Source organism: Phragmitibacter flavus, from assembly GCF_005780165.1.
In the GTDB taxonomy this organism is placed as follows: domain Bacteria; phylum Verrucomicrobiota; class Verrucomicrobiia; order Verrucomicrobiales; family Verrucomicrobiaceae; genus Phragmitibacter; species Phragmitibacter flavus.
The window spans coordinates 81369-100042 of sequence record NZ_VAUV01000006.1; the positions used below are offsets into that span (position 1 = coordinate 81369).

14 protein-coding genes are annotated in these 18674 nt (G+C 55.4%); 6 read left to right on the plus strand and 8 right to left on the minus strand.

The genetic code is table 11. The annotated features are described in order from the left end of the window. Positions 1 to 100: 100 nt before the first annotated feature. From ppdK to FEM03_RS08680, 3 genes are all read left to right on the plus strand, one after another. Entirely contained in the window at positions 101 to 2917 is a 2817-nt protein-coding gene (ppdK, locus tag FEM03_RS08670) for a pyruvate, phosphate dikinase (protein ID WP_138085815.1), read from the plus strand. A 346-nt stretch (positions 2918 to 3263) separates the two neighbouring features. Then, positions 3264 to 4547, plus strand: coding sequence for a Gfo/Idh/MocA family protein (locus tag FEM03_RS08675; protein WP_240772717.1), 1284 nt, complete (start codon positions 3264 to 3266; stop codon positions 4545 to 4547). Positions 4548 to 4689: 142 nt separating this feature from the next. Next, complete coding sequence (locus FEM03_RS08680) at positions 4690 to 5595, plus strand: sugar phosphate isomerase/epimerase family protein (protein ID WP_138085816.1); 906 nt, start codon at positions 4690 to 4692, stop codon at positions 5593 to 5595. Positions 5596 to 5713: 118 nt separating this feature from the next. On the opposite strand, the gene FEM03_RS08685 is transcribed toward FEM03_RS08680, so the two are convergent. Beyond that, positions 5714 to 6592 carry a helix-turn-helix domain-containing protein gene (locus tag FEM03_RS08685; RefSeq protein WP_138085817.1) on the minus strand — a complete coding sequence of 293 codons (879 nt, stop codon included), beginning with the start codon at positions 6590 to 6592 and terminating at the stop codon, positions 5714 to 5716. Positions 6593 to 6799: 207 nt separating this feature from the next. Here FEM03_RS08685 and FEM03_RS08690 point away from each other — a divergent pair, with 207 nt between their 5' ends. Further along, positions 6800 to 7591, plus strand: coding sequence for a PIG-L deacetylase family protein (locus FEM03_RS08690; RefSeq protein WP_138085818.1), 792 nt, complete (start codon positions 6800 to 6802; stop codon positions 7589 to 7591). 9 nt (positions 7592 to 7600) lie between these two features. On the opposite strand, the gene FEM03_RS08695 is transcribed toward FEM03_RS08690, so the two are convergent. From FEM03_RS08695 to FEM03_RS08725, 7 genes are all read right to left on the minus strand, one after another. After that, entirely contained in the window at positions 7601 to 8119 is a 519-nt protein-coding gene (locus tag FEM03_RS08695) for a hypothetical protein (protein ID WP_138085819.1), read from the minus strand. Between the two features lie 23 nt (positions 8120 to 8142). Next, complete coding sequence (locus FEM03_RS08700; protein ID WP_138085820.1) at positions 8143 to 9300, minus strand: ABC transporter permease; 1158 nt, start codon at positions 9298 to 9300, stop codon at positions 8143 to 8145. Positions 9301 to 9302: 2 nt separating this feature from the next. Further along, entirely contained in the window at positions 9303 to 10451 is a 1149-nt protein-coding gene (locus tag FEM03_RS08705; protein WP_138085821.1) for an ABC transporter permease, read from the minus strand. Then, on the minus strand, positions 10448 to 11131 hold the full coding sequence (locus FEM03_RS08710) for an ABC transporter ATP-binding protein (RefSeq protein WP_138085822.1): 684 nt from the start codon (positions 11129 to 11131) through the stop codon (positions 10448 to 10450). The genes FEM03_RS08705 and FEM03_RS08710 overlap by 4 nt, the downstream gene beginning before the upstream one ends. After that, on the minus strand, positions 11128 to 12519 hold the full coding sequence (locus tag FEM03_RS08715) for an efflux RND transporter periplasmic adaptor subunit (RefSeq protein WP_138085823.1): 1392 nt from the start codon (positions 12517 to 12519) through the stop codon (positions 11128 to 11130). Before FEM03_RS08715 ends, FEM03_RS08710 begins: the two co-directional genes overlap by 4 nt. A gap of 567 nt (positions 12520 to 13086) precedes the next feature. Further along, a complete protein-coding gene (budA, locus tag FEM03_RS08720; protein WP_138085824.1) occupies positions 13087 to 13878 on the minus strand; it encodes an acetolactate decarboxylase in 792 nt (263 codons plus the stop codon). Positions 13879 to 13937: 59 nt separating this feature from the next. Further along, a complete protein-coding gene (locus FEM03_RS08725) occupies positions 13938 to 14852 on the minus strand; it encodes an alpha/beta hydrolase (RefSeq protein WP_240772718.1) in 915 nt (304 codons plus the stop codon). A 196-nt stretch (positions 14853 to 15048) separates the two neighbouring features. Here FEM03_RS08725 and FEM03_RS08730 point away from each other — a divergent pair, with 196 nt between their 5' ends. Next, entirely contained in the window at positions 15049 to 16842 is a 1794-nt protein-coding gene (locus FEM03_RS08730; protein ID WP_138085825.1) for an assimilatory sulfite reductase (NADPH) flavoprotein subunit, read from the plus strand. A gap of 66 nt (positions 16843 to 16908) precedes the next feature. Then, positions 16909 to 18636, plus strand: coding sequence for an NADPH-dependent assimilatory sulfite reductase hemoprotein subunit (locus tag FEM03_RS08735; RefSeq protein WP_138085826.1), 1728 nt, complete (start codon positions 16909 to 16911; stop codon positions 18634 to 18636). Positions 18637 to 18674 lie beyond the last annotated feature (38 nt).

Here is an 18674-nt window from a genome sequence, read left to right on the forward strand (position 1 = left end):
CCATACTCTTGGCGGTTCAAATTCCAGCCTGCTCTGTGGGCTGAACCACCCAACCAACAACAACACACACACTCGGCCACCCTGCGTGGCCCACTCAGATATGGCTAAAAAAGCAACCAAGGCCGCCGGCAAGTCGATCAAATATGTTTACACCTGGGGAGCCGGCAAGGCTGACGGGAACGGATCGCAAAAAGCACTTCTAGGCGGCAAAGGCGCAAACCTTGCCGAAATGACTCTTATCCAGCTGCCAGTGCCTCCTGGATTCACCATCAGCACCGAAGTCTGCACTTATTTTTACGCCAACAAGCGCACCTATCCGGAGTGCCTTCAGGCCCAGATGGACGCGGGCGTCAAAAACATGGAAAAAATCATGGGCGCCAAATTTGGCGGCACCACCGGCATGCCTTTGCTCGTCGCCGTTCGCTCCGGCGCGCGTGATTCCATGCCCGGCATGATGGACACGGTTCTCAACCTTGGTCTCAATGACCAGACCGTTGAAGCCCTCACCAAAGCCACCAACAACGAACGTTTTGCTTGGGACTGCTACCGCCGTTTCATCCAGATGTATGGCGACGTCGTCCTCGGCGTGCAGAAGCGCGAAGGCGAAGACCACGAGCCGTTTGAAGTGGTGATCGAAACCTTCAAACACGAAGTCTATCACAAGGACATCGTCGATTCCGACCTGACCGCCGACGACCAGAAAGAACTCGTCAAGCGCTTCAAGGCCCTTGTCAAAGAGCGCACCGGCAAAGGTTTCCCGAACGACGTTTGGGATCAGCTTCGCGGCGCAGCAGGTGCGGTGTTCGGTTCCTGGATGAACGATCGCGCGATCGTTTACCGCCGTAAATACAACATTCCTTCCGAGTGGGGCACCGCCGTCAACGTGCAGGCCATGGTTTATGGCAACACCGGCGACGACTCCGGTTCCGGCGTGGCATTCACCCGTAACCCTGCCAACGGCGTCAACGAATTCTATGGTGAATTCCTCATCAACGCCCAGGGCGAAGACGTGGTTGCCGGCGTTCGCACGCCTGATCCAGTGGTCAAATTGAACAACGTGATGCCCAAGGCTTACAAGGAACTCCTCAAAGTTCGTTCGACCCTTGAGAAACACTTCAAAGATGTGCAGGACGTCGAGTTCACCATCCAGAAAGGTCAGTTGTTCATGCTTCAGACCCGTAACGGCAAGCGCACCGCTGCCGCTGCGTTGAAGTTCTCGATGGACATGGTCAAAGAAAAACTCATCGACCAGGAAACCGCCATCTTGCGCAACCCGGCTGATCAGCTTGAGCAGCTTCTTGCTCCTGACTTCGACCTTGCTGAAATCAAAAAAGCCAAGGCGCTTGCCGTTGGTCTGCCTGCAGGTCCTGGTGCTGCTTCCGGCATCATCTACCTCAACGCCGACCGCGCCGCCGCCGCTGCTGAAAAAGGGGAAACCGTTCTCCTGGTTCGCAACGAAACTTCGCCAGAAGACTTGCGTGGCATGATCGCCGCCGCCGGTATTCTTACCGCCAAGGGTGGTGTTTCCTCCCACGCCGCGCTTGTCGCACGTCAGATGGGCAAAGTTTGTATCTGCGGTGCCAGCGCCGTGTTGATCGACTATGACAAGAAAACCGTGACCATCTCCGGTCAGGTCTTCAAGGAAGGCAAAGACTACCTCAGCATCGACGGCACCGCCGGCACGATCTATGGTGGTCAGGTCAAAACCGGTCCTTCGCAGATCGTCCTTGGCATGCTTAAAGGCGACAAAGTGGCTGCCAAAACCGAAAAAGTTCAGCAGTTCAAAACCTTGATGGATTGGTGCTCGAAAGCCACCCGTCTTGCCGTCCGCACCAACGCTGACAACCCCGAGCAAACCGAGCAAGCGATTGCTTTCGGTGCTCAAGGGATCGGTCTTACCCGCACGGAACACATGTTCTTTGAAGGTGATCGTATTGACGCCGTCCGTGAGATGATTCTCGCTGAAGACGAGCAGGGCCGCCGCGCCGCGCTTGCCAAAATTCTTCCGTATCAACGTGAAGATTTCATCGGTATCTTCAAGGCCCTCAAAGGCCTTCCAGCCACCATCCGCTTGCTCGATCCTCCGTTGCACGAGTTCGTTCCTCATGACGACAAGGCACAGGCCGAGCTTGCCACCAAGCTTGGTTTGACCAAGGAGAAGGTTGCCTCACGCGTGAACGCTCTTCATGAGTTCAACCCAATGCTCGGCCACCGCGGTTGCCGTCTTGGGATTGCTTATCCTGAGATCACCGAGACCCAGGCTCGCGCCATCTTTGAAGCCGCTGCTGAAGTGCAGAAAAAAGGCATCAAAGTGAAGCCTGAAGTGATGATCCCGCTCGTTGGCTTCAAGAAGGAACTCGACCTCCAGGTCGCTGTTGTCCATCGCGTTGCCGCTGAAGTGCAGAAGGAGAAGAAAATCAAGCTGAGCTATCAAGTCGGCACCATGATCGAAGTGCCTCGCGGCGCTTTGACCGCTGATGAGATCGCTGAGACCGCTGAGTTCTTCAGCTTCGGCACCAACGACCTTACCCAGACCGCTCTCGGCATCAGCCGCGACGACATGGGCAACTTCCTCATGCCTTACACCGAGAACGAAATCTTCAAGAAGAACCCCTTCGCCACGCTTGACGCGACCGGCGTTGGTCAGTTGGTGAAGATCGCGATCGAAAAAGGCCGCGCCACCCGTCCCGACATCAAACTCGGCATCTGCGGTGAGCATGGTGGTGATCCTGACTCCGTGAAATTCTTCCACAACGTCGGCCTGGCCTACGTCAGCTGCTCGCCTTACCGCGTGCCTGTCGCCCGCCTTGCCGCCGCCCAGGCTGCGATCGAAGAGAAGCGCGCCAACGCCGCTGCTGCTCCTGCGAAGAAGTCCGCCAAGAAGGCTCCAGCCAAGAAAGCTGCCAAGAAGAAGTAATCACTTCATTCATTGATTAATTGATCGAATCAGACCCCGTGGAGCAATCCACGGGGTCTTTTTGTTGGAGCAAGGACATTCCTGTCCTTTATTTTTTGCGGCGAACGCCTGACGGACACCGCAGCGGACAGGAATGTCCCCACTCCTTTCGATAAATGCGTGCGAGAATTTTCCATTTTTGGCGGGTTGCCCATGCCTGCGGATTAACGAATTGTTTCGCCAGAAAAACGGAAGCAACTTTCGCGACCTGAATGGTAACCTCTCTACGTGATGGGGGCCACCAACCGGTTATTTCGGAATGATGGACTCACCGTTTGCCACTCATTCAACCTCGAATCCTTTCTCTATGCCTTCTCATTCAACCCGTCGGCAATTTCTCGGCACGAGCAGCGCAGCCTTTTCTGCCATGGCTTTTCCTTTTGTTTCCAGTCGCGCTACGGCGACGGATGCCAGCAATTCCGAGACCTTGAAAATCGGTTTGGTGGGATGTGGCGGTCGGGGCAGTGGTGCTGCGAAGCAGGCATTGACGGCGGACTATAACACCACGCTCTACGCCGTGGCGGGTGTGATGCCGAACATGGCAGAGAACACGATCAAAATGCTGGGTGATGAATTTGCCAGGCGTGTGGATGTGCCGAAGGATCGACAGTTCATTGGATTGGATGCTTACCAAAAAGTGATCGACCTTTGCGATGTGGTGTTGCTGGCGAGTCCTCCGGGGTTTCGACCGCTGCATTTGAAGCAGGCGGTGGAGGCGGGGAAACACATTTTCTCTGAAAAACCGATGGCGGTGGATGCGGCAGGCTGTCGCATGGCGCTTGAAGCGGTGCGCAAAGCGAAGGAGAAGAATTTGAATGTGGTGGCCGGTTATTGCTGGAGATACAGTCCATCGCGTCGCGAGGCTTTCAAACGCTTGCATGATGGGCAGATTGGTGAGGTGACCAGTCACTTTGCGACTTACTACACGGGTCCGGTGAAACCCATGCCACCTGCGGCGCAACGCAAGCCGGAGTGGTCGGATGTGGAGTGGCAGGTGCGCAACTGGTATAACTTTTCGTGGTTGTCAGGAGACAGTCTGGTGGAGCAGGCCATCCACAGCGTGGACAAAATCGCGTGGGCGATGAAGGACATCAAGCCACTGTCCTGCATGGCCACGGGCGGACGTCAGATTCCGGCCGAGGGCGGCAACATCTTTGATCATTTTCATGTGGCTTATGAATATCCGAATCAGGTGATGGCGCATTTGGGCTCGCGTCAGATGGCGGGGTGTCAGAATGAAAACATGGATGTGATTCGTGGTTCGAAAGGCAGTCTGGTGATTGGTCGTGGATCGTCACCGGTGATAGAAGGCGCGGACCGCTGGCGTTTTCGTGGCGAGGACAAGAACATGTATCAGGTGGAGCACGACGAGCTTTTTGCCGCGATTCGCCAAGGCAAAACGGTCAATGATGGCGAATGGATGATGCAGTCCACGATGCTTGGGATCATGGGGCGGATGGCGGCTTATTCTGGCAAGCGGATTACCTGGGATGAGGCGGTGGCCAGCGAGGAAGATCTTGCGCCCGACTCATTGGGCTGGGGCGATTCTTTTACCCCAACCCCGATGCCGATGCCCGGCAAGAAAGCTTGATTTTTGGTTGATTGGATCTGAGTCAATCGGTGGTCATCTGAGATAATCCGAGTCAGAAACTGCGGATTTAAACACCGATGGACACCGATTTCTTCAGATGAACTCAGATAGGGAGAAATAGTTAGTCATCGAATCGCACATTATGAATCGTCGTTCTTTTATCGTATCCGGAAGTTCTGCTTTGGCAGCGGCTTCGTTGCCTTTGCCATCCTTGATCGCCCAAGCGCCGGCTTCAAAACGCTCCATCAAAATCGCGGTGAAATACGGCATGGTGAGCGAAGGCAAAACGGTGTTGGAGAAATTCAAGCTGGCCAAGGAGGCGGGCTTTGATGGCATTGAGCCTGATGGGCCATTCGAAGAATCCATGGTTCAGGAAATGATCGCCGCAACCAAGGAAACGGGACTGGTGGTGCCGGGGATCGTGTGTGCCAAGGGTGGTCGAGCCATGGGCGCATTGGATGAGGCAGCGCGTGTAGAAGGGGTCGAAACGATGGCGAAAGCTTTGCGTCAGTGCAAGGAACTGGGCGGCACGACGGTGTTGATGTATCCAGGGGTGGTGAACAAGGATCTGCCCTATCAAGCGGTTTATGATGCGTTGATCAAGTCGACGCGTGAGGTGTTGCCGGTGGCGAAGGAGACGGGCATCAAGATCGCGTTGGAGAACGTGTGGAATAACATCTTTATCAGTCCGCTGGATGCGGTGAGGTTTGTGGATGAGATTGGCGATCCGCATGTGGGATGGTTTCTCGATCTCGGCAATCTGGCCCGATACGGATGGCCGGACCATTGGGTGAAGGCGCTGGGCAAGCGCACTTTCAAACTGGACATCAAAGGTTATTCAACGACCAAACACATGAAGGAAGGTCCATGGGCCGGATTTAAGGTTCAGATCGGCGAGGACGGTGATGAGATCGATTGGGCGGCGACGATGAAAGCGCTGGATGAAGTTGGCTATGAAGGAGGCTGGATTTCCGCTGAGGTGGGTGGTGGTGGATTGGAACGCTTGAAGCAGATCCACTCACAGGTCGCGAAGGTGATTGCTTCTTAGGATTTGAGATTTTTTGAACCACAAATGGACACGAATTCACACGAATATTTTCTAAAAACAGTTCCAGGAATCTGAGCTGACTGATTCGTGAGGATTTGTGTTTATTGGTGGTGAGGAATCAGGTAGTTCCTGGTGCCATGGGGGTGATGCTCATGGCGCGTTGACGGTAAATTTTGGGGGAGCAGCCGTGCAGGCGGCGGAATTGGGATTGGAAGTTGGCCATGGAATCAAAACCGCAGTTCATGGCGATTTCAGTCACGGTGGCGTCGGTTTCGGTGAGCAGTCGGCATACGCGGGCAACGCGCAGTTCGTTGAGATAGGCAGGGAAAGTCTTGCGAGTGAGGGAGCGAAAAAAGCGGCTGAAGGTGCCTTCGCTCATGCCAGCGTGACGGGCGACATCCGTAAGATAGAGGGGGTCTTCGATGTGCTCGTGAATGTAGGAAGTGATCAAGCCCATGCGTTCCTGGTCGGACACTTGCAGCTCGGGGAAGAAGCCGGGTGAGGCGATGCGCACGAGGCTGCGTGAGGTGCTGAGTTCCTGGAGAATTTCGAGCAGCAGGATGAGGCGTTTGATGCCTTGGGTGCGCAGCATCTTGATCATGATTTGAGAGACCAACTCGCGGGATCGACCCGTGATATGCAAACCGTGGGCGGCTTGTTGGAAGAGGCGCTGGATGTTGTTCATCTCGGCCCATTGCAGCCAGTTGGTGCCGAGAAATTCAGGATGAAAGTGAACATTGACGGCGTTGACTTCGTGAAAGGGAGCGCCGGGTGCGGGGTCGTTACGAAAATCGTGCGGAAGGTTGGAACCGAGAAAGGTGAGGTCGCCTTCGCGCAACGGGGACATGTTGTCGCCGATCCAGCGTTGGGTGCCGCCGGAGAGGACGAGGGTCAGTTCCATCTCAGGATGGAAGTGCCACTGGCAGCCGAAATTTTTGCCTTTCACCCGCTGACAGGCGACCATTTTCGGGACGAGTTGTTCGTAGACGGGTTTCATGTTGGGTGGACAGGCTGGAGAGCAGTAAGCTTACGCGATGCACATTGGTGATGCCCCTGTTTTTACAGCAATGCCGGATGCTTTTCCAGTGTGGAGTGAATCACGCGGAAACGGGAAAGCGTTTTATTACGGTGGAATTGCGGTGGCGATTGCAGGGCTTCGAAGTGTTTAATAGAGACGTTCTGCAACCTTTCTCCATCGACGCTTATGCCTTCTGTTCTTGCCATTTTTGCCCATCCTGATGACATTGAGTTTTGTGCGGCGGGCACCATGCTGAAGTTGCGAGAACTGGGATGGGATCTGCATTACATGAACCTTTGCAGCGGGCATGGAGGTTCGGTGCAGATGGATGGTCCGACGACGGCAAAGAAACGTCTGGCGGAGGCGATGGAGGCGGCGTCGATATTGGGGGCGGCCTTTTATCCGCCGATCTGTGATGATCTGGAGCTAACTTATTCAGTCCCGTTTTTGCGCAAGGTTGCGGCAGTCGTGCGCGAAGCGAAGCCGACGGTGGTGTTGACGCATGCGCCTGCGGATTACATGGAAGACCACATGGCGGCGTGCCGGCTCGCGGTGACGGCGGCATTTGGTCATGGCGGTCCGAACATTCAAACCGATCCACCACGAGAAGCATTTTTTGAAGACGTGACTTTGTATCATGCGATGCCGCATGGACTTCGTGATGGATTGCGTCGCCGGGTGGAGGCGGGCGCTTATGTGAATACGACAACAGTGCATGCGGTGAAGCGGCAGGCGCTGGCGGCGCATGAAAGTCAGAAGCACTGGCTGGATGTGAGCCAGGGGATGGATTCGTATTTGTTGTCGATGGATGAAACGTCGCTGGAGCTTGGCAGAAGATCAGGGAAGTTTGAGCATGCAGAAGGCTGGCGGAGGCATTTGCATCTCGGATTCAGCGGCAAGGAAATCGATCCGCTGGCGGAGGTGCTGGGAGGGGATTACCTGGTGAATGAGGTGTATGAGCGGGGGTTGGAGGGGTGATGGAATGGCCTATTTCTTTTTCGGTTCTTCCACTTGGATGGCATCGGCATTGAGCAATAGGAGTTTGTCTGAACTGCCAGGGGCCACGGTGCCAGAGACGGTGACATAACTCAGTTTTTGCAGTCCATTGACGTTCTCGATGCCTTCTTTCAGCACTCTGCCTTTGGCGTCGATCACTTGAATTGTCGCGGTTCCTTGTTTGAGTGCTTCAGGGTCGTCGCAGCAATTGTCCCAGGGGGTTTCGCAGGCGTCGCCGGGAATGTCGCTGCATGCTTTGAGAGTTTCGGGGTCGCCGAGAATGAAAATGCTGCGACCGTCGACGAACGGTTTGAGGTTGCCCATCACCCGGCCTTTGAGGGTGATGGTTTCGCCAGGTTTGGCTGTGGTGCGGGCTTTGTGAATGGCTGCGGGTTTGCCTGATGGGGCGGTGGCGAACACTTTTTTGAGGACTTCGCTTTTGGGTTCTTCGGCGCTGAGCACAGAGGTGGCGAGGACGAGGCAGCAGGTAATGAGCTGGGTTGGTTTCATGGTTGGTATTGGTTGGGTTAGGGCTAGATGGATGAAGCGCGCAAGGCGACTGGAAGAGCGGGTTTCAGGCAGCGAATGGCTGGCGGCAGGGTGCCGAGGATTCCGAGCAGCAATCCAGTGACAATTCCGGTGGTGGCGACTTTTGGACTGATTTCCAAAGTAAATGCTCCGATGGAGAATGGGATGGTTTGGCCGTCCAAAATGAACATTGCCACAAGCGAGGCCACCAGTGTGCCGGTCAGACAGGCCAGGGTGCTTTCTTGAATCAGACTCACCAGCAACGCGAATCGACCATAACCAATGCATTGCAATGTGGCCAGTTCGCGGACCCGCGAGGCAAAGGCCGCATACAAGGTGTTGATGCCGCCGAAGATCGCGCCGATGACAATCAAGCCTGCGGTAATCCATGTCATCGCCCGGAGTGGCCGGAAGAAGGCGTTCAACTGGGCGTAGTAGTCGCTTTCACGCAGGGCGCTGAGCTCCAGATCGAGACGTTGTTTGGTGAAGATTTCCACATCGGGAAAGTCTTCGGCACTCTCCAGTTTCAAAGCGACGCAAGAAAGGGTCTCCCGCTTGGCGAGCACCCGAAGATCACCGAGAGTGGTCCACACTTCCGATTCCAAAACGGTTCCGGGAGCCGCAAAGACACCAGACACACGCAGCTTCACTCCATCAAGCGTAACGCTGGTGCCTGGGACGAGCGATGCCTCCGCGACACCCAGTTTTCTCCATGCGAGTCGTCCCACCATGACCTCTCCAGGACTAGGAAATCGACCTGACACCAGTCTCACTTCGGGATGAACTCGAAGTGCCTGGGGAGTAACGCCTCTCAGCAATGCCTGTGCTTTGTGGCCGTCTTCGAAAACGAGATAGTTCATGTAGTGGATCTCACTGGAGACGGCGCGAACACCAAGCTTCTCGACAATGCCGTAAACGGCGGCTTCTGCGATGCCAGCGCTGCTTTCCGGCACCTCACTGCGTTGAATGCTTTCCTCGGATCCAGCACCCACCAAAATGACATTATTGTCGGAACCGGAGGCGGCGAGCACGCGCTTCATGCCGTCGTTGATGGCGACGGCGGCCATGACGAGCAAAACCACAAGGGCACTGCCACCCACGGTTTGAGCGAGCCGGCTTGGTGAGCGGAACAGATTCCGCACGGCATAGGTAAACGGAAGCATGGCTAACTGCGGAGGTTTTTGACAATGGATTGAGACATCGCCTGCCATGCGGGCCAAAGTGAAGCCGCGATGCCAAGCATGAGGGCGAAAGTGATGCCGGTGGCGATGACCGTGGCATCGGGTTGAATGGCCAGGGTTTGGCCTTCATTGCCAAAGGTAAAGCTCTGCCAGCGCAGGAAGGCAGCGGACAATCCGACTCCTGCAAGACCACCCATCAAGCCGAGGAATCCGCCTTCGCCAATGACGAGAGCCGCAATGGCTCTTCCGGGATAGCCGAGCGTGCGCAACACCGCGTTCTCCTTGACTCTGCCGCGAACAATGAGGAGCAGGGCATTGGCCACCAGTGCGGCCACGGCAAGCACGGCACCGACGCCGAGCCAGCGGGTGAATTCGATCAGCTCAATCAACTCAGACGCGGTTTCGGCAAAGAAGGCTTTTTCTGGCTTGGTGTCGGTGGGCTGTTGATCCGTCCGAAAGCGCTCGTCAATGGCTCTGGCCACCCGGTCGAGGTCGGCGGCGTTGTGAACGCGAACGTTAAATTGGGTGACGATTCCCAGCCCGGCGCGGGAGGCTTGTTGCAGGAATGGCAGCTTCACGTAACCGACATTGTTGTCTTGCGCGAAGGGAGATCGAATGACTCCTGACACCTGAACTTTGACGCCTGCTGCGTCGAATCGGTCTCCGGGTTTTAGGCCGCGTCGCATGGCAAAAACTTCGCCCAGCAAAGCGCCATCGTCGCGTTTGGCCCAATCGTCGAAGCCTCCAGAGATGACCGAGATTTCTGGTGCAAACTTGGTGAGCAGACCTTCCGGGACGCCTCGAAAGGTGATGACATCGAGAGACGCTCCGCAATTGTTGACCACAATCTGCACAGGGATGACTTCTCTCACGCCTTCAATGCGGCGGATTTCTTCGGCATAATGCTCAGGCAAACGGCTGGTGGAGGGACAAAAGCGGTTTTGACGATAGACAACAAGGGTGGTGTCGGCTGCGGTGGCCTCGGTGGCGACTGACAGCGAGCGTTGCATGGTTTCAACCGCAGTGAACAAGAACATCCCGGAAGCAACGCCGATCACCGTGAGCAAAGAACGGACGCGATGCCGCGTCAGCTGTTTCCAGGCAAGGTGGAGAAGATTGAGTAAAGCATTCATACGGTTTCCAACAGCCTCCCTTTTTCCAAGTGCAAGGTGCGCGACGCCGACTCCGCCGCGCGAGGATCATGGGTGACCATGACGATGGTTTTTCCGTGCTCTTTGGAGAGCTGTTGCAGCAGGTTGAGGATGTGGCTGGCCGATTCGCGATCAAGATCGCCCGTCGGTTCATCGGCGACCAGAAGAGGAGGATCAGCCACCAAAGCGCGGGCGATGGCAACCCGTTGTTCCTGTCCACCTGACAACTCCGAAGGCGTGTGATGCATGCGGTCTCCAAGGCCAACCAAGTCAAGCACCGAGGTGACTCGTTCGCGTCGTTCGGATCGCGACATGGGTGAAAGCAGCAGGGGCAGTTCAACGTTTTCGAAAGCGCTCAGCACCGGGACGAGATGATAGAGCTGAAAAATGTAGCCAACATGCTTGGCCCGCCATTTGGTTAGATCGCGACGGGCGAGACCGGCAAGTTCCACGCCTGCAATGACAAGAGAACCCTCACTTGGCGAGTCGATGCCCGAGAGAAGATTGAGGAGGGTCGTTTTCCCGGAACCGGAGGGTCCCATGAGCGCGAGAAACTCACCGCGCGGCACTTCAAGATCGAGCTTTTCCAATGGGGTGATGACGGTTTTGCCTTTGCGGTAATTTTTGGAAACGCCTTGGCAGTAAATCATGAGATCGTTCATGGCTGAATAAATTGGGGTTTGATGCGCTGACCTTCGCGAAGATTGGCAGGAGAAAGAATGACTTGTTCGCCTAGGCGCAAGCCCTCTTGAATGCGAATGTATTGGTCGCGTTTATCGGCGGAAGGTTTTACCATTCGTTTGCTGATGCGATTGTTGTCAGCATCGAAGATCCAAACGGAGTTGTCGCTCAATGCGTCGATGGGAATCCACAGGGCCAAGTAATCAGATTCGCTGGAGGGAGACTCGGTTGAATCGGTCACAGACCCCAGAAACTCAACGCGGCAGAGCATCTCCGGGCGGAGCACATCGGATGGAGTCAGGATGCTCACCTTTGCCTGCAGGGTATTGCGTTGCAGGTCAGCTTCGCCGGTGATGCGGGTGACTTCCCCTTCAAAAACTTGATCTGGCAGCACACTGCAATGCACCTTGGTTCTTTGACCGACTTGGAGTTGGGCAGCATCAGCGAGGGGAACATCCACCCGAACCTGCAGCTTGGCTGGATCATAAAGCACCGCAAGCGTCGAGCTGTCGGGGTGATCCATGGCCAGCATTTTCTTTTCTCCAGGTGCGGCCATCAGACGAAGAATGCGGCCGGTGATGGGGGCAAGAATTTGGGTCCGATCCAGCGCCAATATTTCCTGAGCCAGCAACACACGGGACAAGTTGATTTCCTCGTCCTTGGTGACAACGGCAGCCTCTGACCGCGCAATTTCAGCAAGCTGCTCTTCGAGTTTAGCCCTGGCGGCTGCGAGGTTTGCCTGCTCTCGTTGCAGCCTTAGTCGGGCGGTGATGACATCCGAATCCGAGATGGCCCCTCCTTTGAGCTCCTCGAACCTTTTGAGTTGATCTTTGGCTTCAGATTCAAGCGTCTCTGCGGCGAGAATTTCAGCCTTGATGGAATCCCGTTTGCTGATCGCTGCCGTGACGGCAGAGACCGTGGAGGTTCTTTCTGCGGTTAGCATGCGAAGCTTCGCTTCTGCTGCCGCCAGTTTGAGCTTCGCGTCGTCATCGATCAGATTGGCAATCGGATCTCCTTTCTGCACCAATTGCCCTTCAAGAACATGAATGGTCGCGACCACACCATCAATCAATGCGGAGGCCTTGACCGCATAGGGGTCAGGCTCGATCCAACCACTCGCCTGAAACAGGAGCGTTGTCTGCTCACGGGGGGATGGCGTGGATGCAAGGTCGGAGGTTGCGACATCTGACGTTGCCAGCACGGTTGCCACTTTGGCTTCCACAGCAGGCAGAAGTCGATCTCGGAACAAGGTGAGAAAAATCACCGCGAAACCAAGAAGAATGGCCATGGGTAGAAGCCATGCGGGCAGGCGGCGGGCAGGCTTGTCAGGCGCGTTATTGCGCGACAAAAAAGCGATGGAGGATGACATGAATGACGGACAAAATTTGAAAACAACCGCGCTGTCGAAAGCGCGTGATTGCGTGCGCAGGGTCACAAAACCATGCACACCGGAGCGGTAAGCTTCCCGGTGCTCAAATCGTCCAAATGCCTAGAATCGCCCGTCGGGTAGACGGCGGCGGCAGAGCGAGTTGCTCAGTTGGAATTTCCAAACTGACAGAAGGATTTTTAATGTCGGGAACCAGCGGCAAGACATCTTGCCAAGCAAGTTCTACCGCAAGAAAGGCAGGAACGCGGTCAGAACTGGCAGGGACGTTCGAGCCAGGCAGTTTCTTGACTTCCAGACAGCATGGAGTGGTTGGGTGCTGTTGGTCATCGGCATCACAATCATCGCAGCAATTCTCTGCGGCAACACACTCACTGGCGAAGCTGAAGAGAATCCTGTTTTCGAGCAAACACAGTCTCACGGACCCCGCCCCGCACGAATGGGAGACAGCAAAAAATAGGAGTAGGAGTGCCGCGATCACCTGCCTCATGACCCTGTTGTAGCATGAACGTGGCATTTCGTCAATCGGAGGCGGGGATGGGTCAATTGGGATTAGTTGGTGCCTTTTTCGACGGCGCGGAGTTCGGTGCTGCGATCTTTGGAAAGGTCGGTGTTGGCGAAAGCGCTGGTGTTTTTGGGGAGGCGCATGGTGAACTGATGGAGGGTGTCGATTTGGGCTTGGCCTTCGAGCATTTCGAAACCGAGGATGTGGCCGCCGGTGGTTTGGGCGTCGTCGATGAAGTGGAGGTGATAGCCGGGGACGTTGACGCCTTTGACGAAGGCGGGGCAGCGGAAACCGACGATGGTGCCGGTGATGTTGCTGAGGTGGAATTCGGGCTGGTTGGCGGTGACTTGATTGAGGGGAGGATAAGGTTTGGTTTGGCGGGGGACGCTGCGGGTGTGCATGGTCTTGAAGGTGCCGGTAATTTTGATGGCCTGGAAAAGATTTTGGTTGGGGGCTTTGGTGTTGATGAGTTTTTCGATGTCGGTGAAGGTGGCTCCGGCGGGGATGATGAAGCGGTCTTCGGGGGTGAAGCGACAGACCGTGGCAAAGGGGGTTTTGAGGGATGAAGGAGATGGGGTGTAGACTTTGCCATTCGCTTTGACTTGATAAAGACGGCCATCCACGATGAGCATTTCGCCGTCGAGGGAATCGAAGGTGCCGATGCCGAGATCGCCGTGTTTCATCAGCGAGCGACAGGTGAGGTCGCCTTCGTAGACCCCGGCGAGAAGGGCGTCGATGGTGGAGGTTTGATAAGCCGTGTCGCGCGGTGCCGTGGCGCAGCTGGCGAGCAGGAAAAGGGGGAGAGTGAGAACGAGGGCGAGGAGGGAGTTTTTCCGCATGCGTGCAGTGTGGGACGAAAATGATCCTGATGCGAAGTGAAACTTCGCGGTCCCTTTTTTTATTCGCGCCAGAGCCAGCGGAGGGCGTCGGGGAAGATGGCACCGGCGTGTTTGCCGTTGTGGGTGCCGTGACCCCAGACAAATTGGTGGTCGTAGTTTTTGAATTTAAGGGCGGCCTGCATCTGCATGTTGCCGAGCGGCCAGGAGCCGTGTTGGTTGTCGAGGTCGTTGATGCCTTCTTGGAAGAAGGCGCGGATGGGTTTGTTTTCGGTTTTGCGGATCATGCCGGGGTAGGCGTCGCCACCGCGAATGTTGGTGAAGGAACCGATGGAGCTGACCACTTTGCGGAAGGCATCGGGTCGTTGCCAGGCGACGGTCCATGCGCAGATGCCGCCGGAACTGGCACCGCAGATGGCGCGTTGTTCAGGGTCGGTGGTGAGTTTGAGGCGGAGGGTTTTGCTGACTTCGGGGAGAATTTCTTCAAGAAGGAATTGGGCGTAGTCGGGGGAGAGGGTGTCGTATTCAAAACTGCGGTTGTTGTTGCGCCAAGGGGATTCGGGTTTGGTGTCGCCTTTGTGTCCGGGATCAATGAAGATGGCGATGAGCGGCGGGATCTCCTTGGCGTGGATGAGGTTGTCGAGAACCGTGGTGACGCGGAATTCGCCGGTGAGGTTGAGGTAGCTGTGGCCGTCTTGAAAGACCATGACGGCAGTTTCCTTTTTGGGATCGTGGTTGGCGGGTGTGTAGACGCTGACCTGACGTTTGGTGTCAGGAAAGATTTTGGATTGGTCCCAGGTGAACGTGGTGAGAACGCCTTTGGGCACGTCGGGCTTCACCATGGAGTCGGGTCCGAGCACGGGTTCCGGCATCTCGGGCAGGCTGAGAACGGGAGATGGATTCTGATTTTCCTGAGCGGTGACAGTGATGGTCAAGGCAGAAAAAAGCAGGAGGAGACGCAGCGATGAATTGAGCATGGGAGAGGAACGTTGAGGCGGTGAAACAATCTTTCGGTAGCTCCGATAACACTCACAAAATTAAAGTCTACTTTTCCTATCGGGAATTATCAGTATTTTCTTGCGCCCTTCGATTTTGCGGTTATGCTGACACTCCCCTGTTTGTGCCTGCTCGCGGATTGGGGGATTTACTGGGCTCACCTGTTTTTTCTTTTCAATGCTTCCCGATCACTCCCCTTTCTCACCGGAACAGCGTCTCACGCTGGAACAACTGTTGGCCAGTTTTTCACCGGCTCAGCGGTTTTGGCTGGCGGGTTATTTGTCGGCAGGTGAAGCTTCGGGAATGCAGGTGGCAACTCCCGCTGCGGCAGGTGCGGCGACCAAGCTGACCATCATTTATGGGACGGAGTCGGGCAATTCAGAAAAGCTCGCGGATCTTTCGGCCAAAGAGGCAAAAAAGCGTGGGTTTCAGGCGGCGGTGAAAAACGTGTCGGATCTGACGCCAACGGATTTGGCGAAATTTGATCATCTGTTGGTGATTGTGAGCACGTGGGGTGATGGCGATCCACCGGAGAGTGCGACATCGTTTCACAAGGAGTTTTTGAACGCGTCGCAAGACTTGTCGAAGGTAAAATATTCGGTGTGCGCGTTGGGCGACACTTCGTATGAGAAATTTTGCCAGACGGGCAAGGATTTTGATTTGCGGCTTGAGGCGCTGGGCGCGGAACGGGTTTTTGCGCGTCAGGATTGCGACGTGGATTACGAAGAAGCGCATCGCACCTGGTTGGATGGCGCGTTGTCGGCATTTGGACCTGCGAAGTCGGCTGTGCCAGCGTCTGAGGGTTCGGGTGTCTTTGGATTTGCACCGCTGGCATCGGCGGCGGCATATGGCAAAAAGAATCCTTTTAATGCCGAACTGACGGAGCGGGTCTTGTTGAACGGCACGGGCACGACAAAGGAAACCTGGCATTATGAGTTGTCTTTGCAAGGTTCGGGCTTGAGTTATGAGCCCGGAGATGCGCTGGGAGTAGTTCCGCAGAACGCGCCTGATGTGGTGGAAGCCTTGTTGAAAGCGGCGAAGCTGAATGGGGCTGAGACGGTGGAGATCAAGGACGTCGGCAGCAAGACGCTGACGGATGCCCTTCGCGAAGATCTGGATGTGACGGCGTTGTCGCGTCCGGTGCTGACGAAGTTGCAGGAGTTGACCAAGTCGAAAAAGCTGGCGGCGCTGTTGGCGGATGACGCGAAGGACAAGCTGCGAGATTATTTGTGGGGTCGCTGGATTGTCGATGCGCTGATTGATTTTGCTCCCAAGAAAGGCATCACTGCACAAGACTTGGTGACGTTGTTGCGCAAGCTGCCGCCACGTTTGTATTCGATTGCTTCAAGCTTGCTGGCTCATCCGGATGAAGTGCATCTGACGGTGGCGTCGGTGCGCTATCAGGCTCACGGGTTGCCGCGCAAAGGGGTGGCTTCGACTTATCTGGCCGACTTGGTGAAACAGGGAGATCGGGTGGGCGTTTACACGCACGAAAACAAGAACTTCAGGCTGCCCGCTTCGGGAGATACCCCGATCATCATGGTTGGACCCGGGACCGGCGTGGCACCGTTCAGGGCGTTTACAGAACATCGCGGGGAACTGGGTCACCAAGGCAAGTCCTGGCTGTTTTTTGGGGATCAGCGTTACACGTATGATTTCCTTTACCAGATGGAGTGGCAGGACCATTTGAAGAGTGGCGCGCTCAACAAGCTGGATGTGGCATTTTCACGGGATCAACCTGAGAAGGTGTATGTGCAGCATCGCATGTTGGAGCGGTCCAAAGATCTTTGGGCGTGGCTTCAGGAAGGGGCGCATTTTTATGTTTGTGGTGACGCCTCGCGCATGGCTCATGATGTGAACGAGGCTCTGTTGACGGTTGTCGAAAAACAAGGCGGCAAGTCCCGTGAAGCGGCTGAGGCGTATCTTGAGGAATTGAAGAAGACAAAGCGTTATCAGCGCGATGTGTATTGAATTTGGGGAGAGAGAAAAGTGATTGAGTTTTAACTGAGGCGGTGGCCTCGCAACTTTTTGTTTGTTATGTCTGAGACTGAAAAAAAATTGTCGGCCAATGAAGGGATCAAAACCCGGTCGAATTATCTGCGTGGAACCATCGAAGAAGGTTTGGCGGACCTGTCGACGGGTGCATTGAGTGAAGATGATCAGCAGTTGATCAAGTTTCATGGGAGTTATCAACAAGATGACCGCGATCTGCGTGCGGACCGTCGCAAACATCGTCTGGACAAGGCGTATTCGTTCATGCTGCGCATTCGGGTGCCGGGTGGAGTGGCGACGTCTCATCAGTGGCTGGAGACGGATCGCATGGCGGAGCAGTATGCGAATGGAACGATCAAACTGACTACGCGTCAGGCGTTTCAATTGCACGGTATCATCAAGACCAATTTGAAGCGCACGATCAAGGAGATCAATGATACGGCGATGGATACGATCGCGGCTTGCGGCGATGTGAACCGCAACGTGATGTGCAACCCGAATCCGTTTCTATCTAGCGTTCATGCGGACGTGTTGAAGACCGCGCAGGATATTTCAGCGCACCTTACTCCGGCCACGCGGGCTTATCATGAGATCTGGCTCGACGGGGAGAAAATCCAGAGCAGCGAAGAGGAACAGGAGCCGATTTATGGGAAGACTTATCTTCCTCGTAAGTTCAAGATCACCATCGCAGTGCCGCCGAGCAATGATGTGGATATCTTTGCGAACTGCTTGTCGTTCATCGCGATTGTCGAAAACGGCAAGCTGGTGGGTTACAACGTGGCGGTGGGTGGCGGCATGGGCTCGACGCATGGCAACGAAGACACGTTCCCAAGATTGGCGGATGTGATTGGGTTTTGCACCGTGGAACAAGCGGTCGATGTCGCGGAGAAAGTGGTGCTGGTGCAGCGTGACTTTGGGGATCGCACGGATCGTAAACATTCGCGGTTTAAATACACGGTGAATGATCGCGGGGAGGAGTGGATCCTTGCGAAGTTGAACGAGTATCTGGGTTATGACCTGGAGCCGGTGCGGCCTTATGAATTTAAGGACAATGGCGACCGGTTTGGATGGGTCGAGGATGAAGTCGGCAATTTCCATTACACGCTGTTTGTTGAAGGCGGCCGGGTGCTTGATGTGCCGGGTTATCCGATGCGCACGGGATTGCGGGAGATCGCGAAGATGCATGATGGGGATTTCCGTCTGACGGCGAACCAGAATGTCGTGATCGCGAACGTTTCGGCGAAGAAACGCGCGGAAGTGGAGGCACTTTTGGAGAAGTATGGGATGCACCGCAGTCATGAGCGCAGTGCGTTGCGTTTGTCATCGATTGCCTGTGTGGCGCTGCCAACTTGTGCTTTGGCTTTGGCTGAAGCGGAGCGGTATTTGCCTGAGGTAGTGACGCGATTGGAAGAGACGCTGGAAGATGTGGGATTGCGTCACGATGCGATCACCGTGCGGATGACAGGCTGCCCAAATGGTTGCGGCAGGCCGTTCATCTCGGAGATTGGTTTTGTGGGTCGCGGTCCGGATCGGTATAACGTCTATCTTGGCGGTGGTCATGCGGGGCAGAGGCTCAGCAAGCTGTATCGTCAGGATGTGGAGGCGGATGATGTCCAGGCTTTGCTGGCACCGATTCTTCAACGTTACGCAAAGGAACGGGAAGAGGGTGAGCATTTTGGCGATTTCGTGATCCGTGCGGGTTATGTGACGGCGACCGTCCAAGGCAACGATTTCCACAAGAACATCAAAGCCGAGGCGATTCCGGTGGGTTGATTGAATTCCAAAAACAGAAAAACGCGGCAAGGTAAATC